This window comes from Thiohalorhabdus sp., assembly GCF_046545655.1.
Lineage (GTDB): Bacteria > Pseudomonadota > Gammaproteobacteria > Thiohalorhabdales > Thiohalorhabdaceae > Thiohalorhabdus.
This window is the reverse complement of the sequence record NZ_JBKGZG010000057.1, coordinates 1-10,128: the sequence shown is the minus strand read 5'-3', so window position 1 is coordinate 10,128 and position 10,128 is coordinate 1. Positions and strand designations below refer to the sequence as shown.

Sequence of the window (10,128 nt, the reverse complement as noted above, 5' to 3'; positions counted from 1 at the left end):
CGAAGCACACCGTGAACGCCAGGGTGCTCATCCCCAGCGCACGGTACTGGTCGCCACGCGTCACGCCTTCCAGGTTCTTCATGGGCCCCTCCTCGATTGCGGCCTGCCGGCTCGCGGGCCGGGGCTTCCGCGTGCGGACGGAAGCGGGCCTCGGGCCGAACCGGACGGGTCATCCCCTCCCTTCCGGTTTGGAGATCAACTTTAGGGGGAGCGGGGAACCGGTCCTAGAACCGTGAAGAGTAGGGGGGAGGACCCTCGGGGGAGTACGGGGACCTACCCGGATGGGGAGGGGGCCGCGGATCCCCGGCCCCCTTTGATGCACGTCAAGGCCGCCCCGGCGATCCTTCTCCAGGGTTTCGGAAATGGAGAGCCCGATTCCCCATTTCACCACCCAGCTTTGGGGCATACGGCCCCGTTCGGGGATCCGCCCGTTCTCGGACTGGACCGTCCCGTCCGGGGGACCCGCCCCATGCAACCGACGGAACCATGGCGCTCACTGACCGCGTTCACACCCTGGGCAGCCACCTGCGCGCCCGACACGGCCAGCGCGTGCACAAGGTAGCCGTCGACGCCGGCTTCACCTGCCCGAACCGGGACGGCACCAAGGGCCGCGGCGGCTGTACCTTCTGCAACAACGCCTCCTTCAGCCCCAACGGGCGGCGCCCCCGCCCGGTGGCCGAACAGGTGGCAGCGGGCACCGCCCACCTGGGTCGCCGGCGCGGGATCCGCCGCTTCCTGGCCTATTTCCAGGCCTACACCAACACCTACGCCGACCCTGGGCACCTGCGGGGCCTGTACGATGCCGCCCTGGCCCACCCCGGGGTGGTGGGACTGGCGGTGGGGACGCGCCCCGACTGCGCCCCGCCTGCGGTCCTGGATCTTCTGGCGGAGTACCGGGAGCGAGGCTTCGAGGTGTGGCTGGAGCTGGGCCTGCAGTCGGCCTTCGACGCCACCCTGGCGCGGGTCAACCGGGGCCACGGCTTCGGGGAGTACCGGACGGCGGTGCGGGAAGCACGGCGACGGGGGCTCCCCGTGTGCGCCCACCTGATCCTCGGGCTGCCGGGGGAGAACGACCACCATTTCCGGACCTCCCTCCACCACGTGCTGGAGGAAGGCGTGGAGGGCCTCAAGCTCCACCCCCTGCACGTGGTGCGCGGCACCCGCCTGGGGCACGCGTGGCGGCGGGGGGAGTACCGCCCCCTGGCCCGGGCGGAGTACGTCTCCGCCGCGGCGGACCTCGTCGAGCGCACCCCGGCCGACCTCGTCTTTCACCGGCTCACCGGCACCGCCCCCGCGAGCATGCTGCTGGCCCCCACGTGGTGCGCGGAAAGGTGGCCGGTGCTGAACGCCCTGGAGGCGGAGCTGGCGGTTCGTGGCAGCCGCCAGGGTGCCGCCGCCACCGTCCCCACCATGGAGACACCCCCATGACCCACCCCGTGGAGCTCGTCTGCCCCGCCGGCAGCCCGGCGGCCCTGCGCGCCGCCGTGGACAACGGCGCCGACGCCGTCTACCTGGGTTTCCGGGACGGCACCAACGCCCGCAACTTCCCCGGACTCAACTTCGACCGCGACGGCGAGGTCCAGGAAGCCGTACGCTACGCCCACGGCGGTGGCGCCCGGGTGCTTCTGGCCCTGAACACCTTCCCCCAACCGGCGGACTGGTCTCGGGCCGCGGCGGCGGTGGACGAGGCCGCCTCCCTGGGGGTGGATGCCGTCATCCTCGGCGACGCCGGCCTGCTGCGCTACGCCGCCCGCGCCCACCCGGAGCTGCCGCTGCACCTGTCCGTGCAGGCCTCGGCCACCAACCGCCACGCCATCGCCTTCTACCACGCCCAGTTCGGCGTGCGGCGGGTGGTGCTGCCGCGGGTGCTGTCCCTGGCCCAGATCCGCCAGGTGGTGGCCACGGCGCCGGTGGACGTGGAGGTATTCGGCTTCGGCAGCCTGTGCGTGATGGTGGAGGGGCGGTGCGCCCTGTCCTCCTACGTCACCGGCGAGTCCCCCAACACCTGCGGGGTCTGCTCCCCCGCCCACGCGGTGCGCTGGGAGGAGACGAAGGAGGCCCGCCAGTCCCGCCTCAACGGCGTGCTCATCGACCGCTACGGCCCGGAGGAGAACGCCGGCTACCCCACCCTGTGCAAGGGCCGCTACCGGGTGGGCGACCACGTCTTCCACGCCATCGAGGAGCCCACCAGCCTCAATACCCTGGATGTGCTCCCCGACCTGGTGCGCCTGGGCGTGGGGGCCCTGAAGGTGGAGGGCCGCCAGCGCAGCCCCGCCTACGTGGCCCAGGTGACCCGGGTGCTGCGCCACGCCCTGGACGCCGCCCAGGCGGACCCCGACAGCTACGAGCCCCAGAAGGTGTGGGTGGACGCCCTGGACCGGGTCTCCGAGGGCGGCAGCCACACCCTGGGTGCCCTGCACCGACCCTGGCAGTAACGGAGAGGCAATTCCCATGAAGCTGGCGCTGGGACCCATTCAGTACTTCTGGTCCGCCGAGGCGGTACGGGACTTCTACGCCCGGGCACGGGATTGGCCGGTGGACATCGTCTATCTGGGCGAGGTGGTGTGCGGCAAGCGCCGGGCCCTCGGCCCTGACGACTGGCTGGAGGTGGCCGCGGAGCTGGCGGCGGCCGGCAAGGAGGTGGTGCTGTCCACCCAGGCCCTCCTGGAGGCGGATTCGGAGCTGGCAGGGCTCAAGCGGATGTGCGCCAACGGGCAATTCTCCGTGGAAGCCAACGACATGGGGGCGGTGCATCTGCTCACCGGGACCGAGGGCTTCGTGGCCGGACCCCACATCAACGCCTACAACGGCGAGACCCTCGCCCTGCTCCACGAGCTCGGGGCCCAGCGCTGGGTGCTCCCGGTGGAGCTGTCCCGCGAGACCCTGGCCGCCCTCCAGGCGGAGCGTCCGGCGGACCTGCAGACGGAGGTGTTCGCCTTCGGCCGGCTGCCCCTGGCCTTTTCCGCCCGCTGCTTCACGGCGCGCGCCCACAACTTGCCCAAGGACCAGTGCTACTTCCGCTGCGGGGAGGACCCCGACGGCAAGGGACTGTACACCCAGGAGGACCAGCACCTGTTCACCATCAACGGCATCCAGCTGCAGTCCGGAGCGCCCTGCAACCTGGTCTGGGCCACCGACGAGCTGCGCGAGCTGGGGGTGGACGTGCTGCGCATCTCGCCGCAGTCCTTTGAGACCGAGGTGGTGGTGGAGGCCTTTCGGGCCGCCGCCGACGGCGAACGCGACCCGCTCGCCGCGGAGGCGGATCTGGCCCACCTCGGCGCGGACGGCTGGTGCAACGGCTATTGGTACGGCACCGCCGGCATGCGGACGGGGATGGAGCCATGAGCGACGCGGGGCGCATCCGGGTCTGGGACGACGGTCCGGCGGACGCGGGGCGGAACCGCCGCCTGGACCTGCGGCAGTGGCGGCTGGCCCGCGAGGCCGGCCAGGCCACCCTGCGCTTCCACCGCAGCGCCCCCGCGGCCAGCCTGGGAGCCTTCGAGAACGCCCGCCACGCCTTGCGCCCGGACCATTGCCGCCGCCGGGGCATCCCCATCGTCCGCCGCCCCACGGGCGGGGGCGCCCTCTACCTGGACGGCGACCAGGTGCTGTGGACCCTGGCCCTCCCCGAAGGCGCGCCCACGGAAGGCCTGGCGATCTGGCAGGGGCGCCTGGGACAGGCCCTGGCCCGGGCGCTGCTGGATCTCGGCATCCCGGCGGCCTTCAACGGCAGCGACGCCCTGGAGGTGGAGGGGCGGAAGCTCGGCGCGCTCACTCTGCGCACCGGGGACGGGGTGGTCTTGGCCCATGGAACCCTGCTGCTCGACGTGGACGTGGAGACCATGCTGGGGGTGCTGCGAGTGCCCAAGGAGAAGCTCACCCCGGAGGGCCTGGCGGGGGCCCGCCAGCGCCTCGCCACCCTCGCCGAGCTGCAGCCGGCGACGGCCAATCCACGGACGGTGACCGGAACCATCCAGGCCCGGCTCGGCCAGGCCGTGGGGCGTCGGTTCGAACGCGGGGCTCCGAGGCTTCCAGCCGAGCCGCCGGAGGCGCTCGCCTCGCCCCGCCTGCTGTCGACGGAGGAGCCCCTGGAGGCTTTCCTGCGTGTCCCCGGGGGGGTGCTGTACGCCGCGCTCGCTCCCGGACGGGACCAGCGCACCGTCGCGGAGGCCCAGCTCAGCGGCCCGCTGCACCTCGCCCCGCCCGACTTGCTGCGGCGTCTGGGCGACCACTTGGAAGGCTCCTCCCTGGAAGCGGCCCCGGAGCGGGCACGCCGGTTCCTGGCGGACACGGACGGGGAGCTGGTGGGCTTCGGTCCGGAGGAGGTGGCACGGGCGGTGGCCCTCGCCGCCGAGCGCGCCCGGCAGCAGGAGGCCTTCCAGCTGGATCGCGAGGGCGCCAACACCCTCATGGTCCACGACCCCGAAGGGCGGGAGGACGCGGCCTCCATCCTCGCCCGCGCCCGGCGCGTGCTCGTGCCCTACTGCGCCAAGCCCACCTGGTGCAAATGGCGGCATCGGGACGGCTGCCCGGACTGCGGGAAGTGCGAGGTGGGCGACGTGTACCGCATGGCCCGGGAGCGCGGCTTGCCAGTGACCACCGTGCGCAACTTCGAGCACCTCACCGAGACCCTGGAAGCCATGGGTACGGAGGGAGTGGAGGCCTACGTGGGCATGTGCTGCGGCAACTTCTTCCTCAAGCGGGAATACGCCTTCCGCGAGGCGGGCTTGCCCGCCGTCCTGCTGGATATCGCCGGGGCCAACTGCTACGAGCTGGGCCGCGAGGAGGCCGCCTATCGGGGCGCCTTCGAGGCCCAGGCGGAGCTGAATGGCGAGGTAACGCGCCGGGTACTGGCCCACCTGCCCGGCAAGGAATAACCCGTGGGATCCCACTTGTAGGAGCCCGCTTTGGCGGGCGACCCCCGAGCCGGCCTGGATGGAGGATGCAAGCGATCGCCCGCTGAAGCGGCCTCCTACGGGGGTTCTTGCATCCATTTCCGCATCACCAAGTGGCCGTCCCCGCCCGCCCCATGTCCTCTCCCACCGCTGCGGCCAGCACCTCCCGGAGCGCCGCCAGGCGCCGCTCCGGGAGGGCGCGCCGCGCCACCCCGCGGGCCGGCTGCCGCAGGGGACCCGGAAGGGCCCCCGTTACTGTCCGGATGTGCGCCTCCCAGTCCACTTCCAGCGCATCAAGGAAGTTCTTCAGGTACACCCCGGTAGCCGTATCCCCCTCCATGGACAGACGCCGATGGAAGAACAGGGTATCGGCGTCCTCCAGCCCCAGGGCCAAGCGGAGCAGGTCGTCCGTCGCCCCCCGCACCCGCAGGTCCCAGCCGGCCTCCCGGCGGATGGGGGAAAGCCGGGGCGCCCGTACCTGGAAGGCCCAGACGTTGCCGGTATCGGTCACCTCCACGGCGATCCGCTTGCCGTCCAGGTCGCGCATGCGCCGCGCGAAGGGCTGGCCTCGCGACAAATGGTTCCAGACCCGGCTCACCGCCCCCGTGTGGAGCCGGTCAGGGCACCAGCGCAGGTGGAGCCGGAAGGCCCGGTCCAGCACCGCCGTCGAAGGATTGGTCATGGTCCGCCTCCTTGCCTCCTCCGCCCGTCCTGCCAGCCGCGATGAACGGGCGCGATTGTCAGATCCCGAGGATCCCCGCCCCAAACTTGCATAACCTTGACACCAATCAATTCCCCCAAAAGGGCTAGGGTTCATTGTTTCGGACAACCGCTGTGGCAAATGCCACACCAGCGGATCCATTCACCACCGACGCGTGAGGACGACCTTGGCCATCGCCCGCCTGCCTTCGGCATCCGGCCGCGCTGCCGCCCTGCTCGGGGGGCTCCTGGCTCTCCTGCTGGCCCTGCCCGTGCCTGCCGCCGAGCCCTTCCCCGCCGACTACCCCGTGGAGGAGGTCCTGCCGGAGGGGGGGCGCTCCCTCGGCGAGCTGGAGGGCGAGCCACCGGCCGCCCCCGTCTACCGGGGACAACGGAAGGGTCGGGGCAAAGGCGAAGACGGAAAGGTGGTGGGCTACCTCTTCGAGACCGATCAGGTGGTCCACATCCCCGCCTACTCCGGGAAGCCGGTGAACCTGCTGGTGGGCATGGACACTGACGGCTCCATCACCGGCGCCCGGGTGGTCCACCACGAGGAGCCCATCCTCAAGATCGGCATCCCCGAGCACACCCTGTTCGACTTCGCCAAGCAGTACGCAGGCATCCACACTACGGACCACCCCCAGGTGGGGGGAGGCGGGGAAGGCTCGGTGAAGCTGGACAGCATCAGCGGCGCCACCGTGACGGTGATGGCGGTGAACGACACGGTGATGGCCGCCGCCCGCGAGGTGGCCCGCAGCCGGGACATCATCGAAGGACGTGCGGTGGCCGAGCGCGAGCCGGCCACTATCAAGGCGGACCGGTTCACCGAGAAATCCTGGGAGGAGCTCCTCGGCGAGGGGTCGATCCGCCGGCTCCACCTAACCGCAGGGGAGGTGAATGAGCGGTTCGAGGAGGCGGACGTCGCCGAGGCCTGGTCCGGGAGCGGGCTGGCCGAGCTCCAGGGCGAAGATACCTTCATCGACCTCTACTACGCCTACCTCAACGCCCCCACCGTTGGCCGCAATCTTCTGGGCGAGACGCGCTATGAGCGGCTCATGGACGAACTGGAAGAGGGCGAGCATGCCCTCCTCCTCATGGGCACCGGACCCTACTCCTTCAAGGGCAGCGGCTACGTGCGCGGGGGGATCTTCGACCGCATCCGCGTCGAGCAGGGTCTGGACACCGTCACCTTCGAGGACCTCGACCACGACCGCATCCGAGACATCGCCCCCGCGGGGCATCCGGACTTCATGGAGGTGGGCATCTTCCATATCCGGGAGAAGTTCGGCTTCGACCCGGGCTCGGCCTGGAACCTGATCCTCCGAGTCGGCCGCTCCGTAAGTTCCACGGAGCGGGAGTTCGTCAACTTCACGGGACGCTATCAGCTGCCCGGGGAATACTACGAGGCCGCCGAGCAGCCGGCGGAGCAGGACACCGACCCCGTGCCCACCTGGAAGCGGGTCTGGCTCGACAAGCCAGTGCAAATCGGCATCCTCGTGGCGGCCCTGACCCTCCTCACCGCCATCATGATTTTCCAGGAATGGCTGGCCAAGCGTCCCCGCCTGCTGTTCTACCTCAGGCGCGGCTTCCTGCTGTTCACCCTGGTATGGATCGGCTGGTACGCCCTAGCCCAGCTCTCGGTGGTCAACGTGCTGACCTTTGTGAACGCGCTGTTCGGCGACTTCTCCTGGTCCACCTTCCTCATGGACCCCCTGGTATTCATCCTCTGGACCTTCGTGGCCGTGACCCTGCTGCTGTGGGGTCGGGGGGTGTTCTGCGGCTGGTTGTGCCCCTTCGGCGCCCTGCAGGACTACGCCAACTACATCGGCCGCTATCTCCTGCGCCTGCCCCAGATCCATTTCCCCTTCAAGGTCCATGAGCGCCTGTGGGCCATCAAGTACGTCATCCTGCTGGTGCTGTTCGGCATCAGCCTGCAGTCCATGTCGGCCGCCGAGAAGTACGCCGAGGTGGAGCCCTTCAAGACGGCCATCACCATGCATTTCTTCCGGGAGTGGGGCTTCGTCCTCTACGCCGGGGCGATGGTGGTGGCCTCGGCCTTCCAGCACAAATTCTACTGCCGGTACCTGTGCCCGCTGGGGGCGGCGCTGGCCATTCCCGCCCGCATCCGCCTGTTCGACTGGCTCAAGCGGCACAAGGAGTGCGGCAGCCCCTGTCAGATCTGCGCCAACGAGTGCGAGGTCCAGGCCATCCACCCGGACGGCAACATCAACCCCAACGAGTGCCATTTCTGCCTGGACTGCCAGATCACCTACTGGGACGAGCACAAGTGCCCGCCCATGGTGCAGCGGCGCAAGCGCCGCGAGCGCGGCCCCAAGGCGCGCAAGAAGGCCAAGGAGATGGAGGAGGCGCTGGGCTATCCGGGCTCCGAGGAGAGCTACCGGATCAAACGGGTCAACGATTGACCACCGGCCCTCGGCAGGGGCCGGGCATCACGCCCACAGGGGCATAGGAGGAGGGAGAGCCATGAGCGACGACAAGCAGACGCTCGAGCAACAGACCGACGCCGGGGAAGCATCCCCCTTCGGCTTCAGCCGGCGGGACTTCTTCAACGCCACGGCCACCAGCGCGGTGGTGGGGGCCGGGCTGGCCGCAGGGGGGTGGAGCCTCGGCAGCGGCACCGGCCGGGCCGCCGAGGGCGGACAGGACTTCCACGTGGGCCCCGGCGAGCTGGACGAGTACTACGGCTTCTGGAGCGGCGGCCAAAGCGGCGAGGTGCGCGTCATGGGCGTGCCCTCCATGCGCGAGCTGATGCGCATCCCGGTGTTCAACTGGGACGGCGCAACCGGCTGGGGCATCACCAACGAGAGCCGGAAGATCCTGCGCGAGGGTCTGACCCCCGCGGGCAAGCGCCGGGCCGACAAGCAGGGCGGGGTGCTGCGCAACGGCGACACCCACCACCCGCACCTGTCCATGACCGACGGCAGCTACGACGGCCGCTACTGCTTCATCAACGATAAGGCCAACTCCCGAGTGGCGCGCATCCGCCTGGACATCATGAAGACCGACAAGATCGTCCAGATCCCCAACGCCCAGGCCGTCCACGGGATGCGCCCGCAGAAGGCCCCCAAGACAGGTTACCTATTCTGCAACTGCGAGTTCATGATCCCCCAGCCCAATGACGGCCGGGACATGGAGAGCCCGGAGAAGTACAAGACGGTATTCGCGGGCGTGGACGCCGAGACCATGGAGGTGAAGTGGCAGGTGCTAGTGGACGGCAACCTGGACAACACCAACGCCGACTTCAAGGGCACCTACGCCTTCTCCACCTGCTACAACTCGGAGAACGCGGTGGAGGTCAACGGGATGATGCGCAAGGACCGCGATCACGTGGTGGTCTTCAACATCCCGCGCATCGAGGAGGCGGTAAAGCAGGGGGACTACCGGACCATCGGCGATTCCGACGTGCCAGTGGTGGACGGCACCAAGGGCTCGGACCTGACCATGTACATCCCCGTGCCCAAGGGCCCCCACGGCATCAACACCTCCCCGGACGGCAAGTACTTCATCGCCAACGGCAAGCTCTCCCCCACCGTCACCGTGGTGGAGATCGAACGCCTGGACGATTACTTCGCGGGAAAGATGAAGGATGCGCGCGAGGCGGTGGTGGCCGAGCCGGAGGTTGGACTGGGCCCCCTGCACACCACCTTCGACGGTCGGGGCAACGCCTACACCACCCTGTTCATCGACTCCCAGGTGGCCAAGTGGAAAATCGAGGACGCCATCGCGGCCTTCCAGGGTGGCGACACCAACCCCATCAAGCAGAAGCTCGACGTCCACTACCAGCCGGGCCACAACAACGCCACTCTCGCCGAGACCAAGGACGCCGACGGCAAGTGGCTCATGGTCCTGAGCAAGTTCTCCAAGGACCGGTTTCTGAACGTCGGCCCCCTGAAGCCGGAAAACGATCAGCTTATCGACATCTCGGGCGGCGAAATGCGCATCGTCCACGACGGTCCCACCTTCGCCGAACCCCATGATGCCGTCATCGCCCGCGCCGACCAGATCAATCCCAAGAAGATCTGGGACCGCGAGGATCCCTGGTTCGACGACGTCAAGGCAATGGCCAAGGCCGACGGCATCGACGACCTGACCAAGGCCAACGAGGTGATCCGCGACGGCAACAAAGTGCGGGTCTACATGACCTCCTCGGCGCCCCAGTACCACATCAACGAGTTCAAGGTGAAAGAGGGCAACGAGGTGACGGTGGTGCTGACCAATGTGGACAACATCGAGGACCTCACCCACGGCTTCACCCTGACCAACTTCGACGTCTGCATGGAGATTTCGCCGCAGCAAACCTCCTCGGTAACCTTCGTGGCGGACGAGCCGGGGGTGCACTGGTACTACTGCCAGTGGTTCTGCCACGCCATGCACATGGAGATGCGCGGAAGGATGCTGGTGGAGAAGGCCTGACGGAGGGACCGGGGCGGGTCCGCCCGCCCCTCGTTCCGGCAGCACCCCCGGTAGGAGCAGCCACGGGCCGCGACATGGTATGCCTCCGTGGCCGGATCGC

General features: G+C 69.4%; 7 protein-coding genes. 6 read left to right on the top strand and 1 reads right to left on the bottom strand.

Going from position 1 to position 10,128, the window contains the following annotated elements; all coding sequences use genetic code 11:
* The first annotated feature begins 486 nt into the window (after positions 1-486).
* Genes ACLFRB_RS10850 through ACLFRB_RS10835 form a run of 4 tightly spaced genes read left to right on the top strand, consistent with a single transcriptional unit; the run spans position 487 to position 4,877 of the window.
* Positions 487-1,428 carry a TIGR01212 family radical SAM protein gene (locus ACLFRB_RS10850; RefSeq protein WP_411069031.1) on the top strand — a complete coding sequence of 314 codons (942 nt, stop codon included), beginning with the start codon at positions 487-489 and terminating at the stop codon, positions 1,426-1,428.
* A complete protein-coding gene (locus tag ACLFRB_RS10845; protein ID WP_411069030.1) occupies positions 1,425-2,435 on the top strand; it encodes a peptidase U32 family protein in 1,011 nt (336 codons plus the stop codon). The genes ACLFRB_RS10850 and ACLFRB_RS10845 overlap by 4 nt, the downstream gene beginning before the upstream one ends.
* Positions 2,436-2,451: 16 nt before the next feature.
* Positions 2,452-3,345 carry a U32 family peptidase gene (locus tag ACLFRB_RS10840; RefSeq protein ID WP_411069029.1) on the top strand — a complete coding sequence of 298 codons (894 nt, stop codon included), beginning with the start codon at positions 2,452-2,454 and terminating at the stop codon, positions 3,343-3,345.
* Positions 3,342-4,877, top strand: coding sequence for a lipoyl protein ligase domain-containing protein (locus tag ACLFRB_RS10835; RefSeq protein WP_411069028.1), 1,536 nt, complete (start codon positions 3,342-3,344; stop codon positions 4,875-4,877). Before ACLFRB_RS10840 ends, ACLFRB_RS10835 begins: the two co-directional genes overlap by 4 nt.
* Before the next feature lie 124 nt (positions 4,878-5,001).
* On the opposite strand, the gene ACLFRB_RS10830 is transcribed toward ACLFRB_RS10835, so the two are convergent.
* Complete coding sequence (locus ACLFRB_RS10830) at positions 5,002-5,577, bottom strand: SCP2 domain-containing protein (RefSeq protein ID WP_411069027.1); 576 nt, start codon at positions 5,575-5,577, stop codon at positions 5,002-5,004.
* Positions 5,578-5,782: 205 nt separating this feature from the next.
* On the opposite strand from ACLFRB_RS10830, the gene ACLFRB_RS10825 reads away from it, so the two are divergent.
* Positions 5,783-8,017: a 4Fe-4S binding protein gene (locus ACLFRB_RS10825; RefSeq protein WP_411069026.1), complete on the top strand. Its 2,235-nt coding sequence runs from the start codon at positions 5,783-5,785 to the stop codon at positions 8,015-8,017.
* A 61-nt stretch (positions 8,018-8,078) separates the two neighbouring features.
* Entirely contained in the window at positions 8,079-10,028 is a 1,950-nt protein-coding gene (gene nosZ / locus ACLFRB_RS10820) for a TAT-dependent nitrous-oxide reductase (RefSeq protein ID WP_411069025.1), read from the top strand.
* Positions 10,029-10,128 lie beyond the last annotated feature (100 nt).